At 51.6% G+C, this 1,160-nt stretch carries 1 rRNA gene; it reads left to right on the top strand.

The features are described from left to right. Positions 1–1,160 (top strand): 23S ribosomal RNA (locus ACPEH5_RS22655); the annotation flags it as partial.

Below are 1,160 nucleotides of genomic sequence, written 5' to 3'. Positions count from 1 at the left end.
TAGTGTTGTGAACTCGACGAGTAGGGCGGGACACGTGTTATCCTGTCTGAATATGGGGGGACCATCCTCCAAGGCTAAATACTCCTGATTGACCGATAGTGAACCAGTACCGTGAGGGAAAGGCGAAAAGAACCCCGGCGAGGGGAGTGAAATAGAACCTGAAACCGTGTACGTACAAGCAGTGGGAGCCTTGATTTATCAGGGTGACTGCGTACCTTTTGTATAATGGGTCAGCGACTTATATTCTGTAGCAAGGTTAACCGTATAGGGGAGCCGTAGGGAAACCGAGTCTTAACTGGGCGAATGAGTTGCAGGGTATAGACCCGAAACCCGGTGATCTAGCCATGGGCAGGTTGAAGGTTGGGTAACACTAACTGGAGGACCGAACCGACTAATGTTGAAAAATTAGCGGATGACTTGTGGCTGGGGGTGAAAGGCCAATCAAACCGGGAGATAGCTGGTTCTCCCCGAAAGCTATTTAGGTAGCGCCTCGTGAACTCATCTTCGGGGGTAGAGCACTGTTTCGACTAGGGGGTCATCCCGACTTACCAACTCGATGCAAACTACGAATACCGAAGAATGTTATCACGGGAGACACACGGCGGGTGCTAACGTTCGTCGTGAAGAGGGAAACAACCCAGACCGCCAGCTAAGGTCCCAAAGTCATAGTTAAGTGGGAAACGAAGTGGGAAGGCTCAGACAGCCAGGATGTTGGCTTAGAAGCAGCCATCATTTAAAGAAAGCGTAATAGCTCACTGGTCGAGTCGGCCTGCGCGGAAGATGTAACGGGGCTAAACTATGCACCGAAGCTGCGGCAGCGATATGTAAATATTGTTGGGTAGGGGAGCGTTCTGTAAGCCTGTGAAGGTGTACTGTGAGGTATGCTGGAGGTATCAGAAGTGCGAATGCTGACATAAGTAACGATAATGCGGGTGAAAAACCCGCACGCCGGAAGACCAAGGGTTCCTGTCCAACGTTAATCGGGGCAGGGTGAGTCGACCCCTAAGGCGAGGCAGAAATGCGTAGTCGATGGGAAACGGGTTAATATTCCCGTACTGGTGATAATTGCGATGGGGGGACGGAGAAGGCTAGGCTGGCCGGGCGACGGTTGTCCCGGTTTAAGGATGTAGGCAGGTGAATTAGGCAAATCCGGTTCACTA

Origin of the sequence: Providencia sp. NPDC089933, assembly GCF_049545585.1 — a bacterium.
GTDB lineage: Bacteria > Pseudomonadota > Gammaproteobacteria > Enterobacterales > Enterobacteriaceae > Providencia > Providencia huashanensis.
Note: the sequence above shows the minus strand (reverse complement) of the source record. Positions and strands in the feature narration are given on the sequence as shown.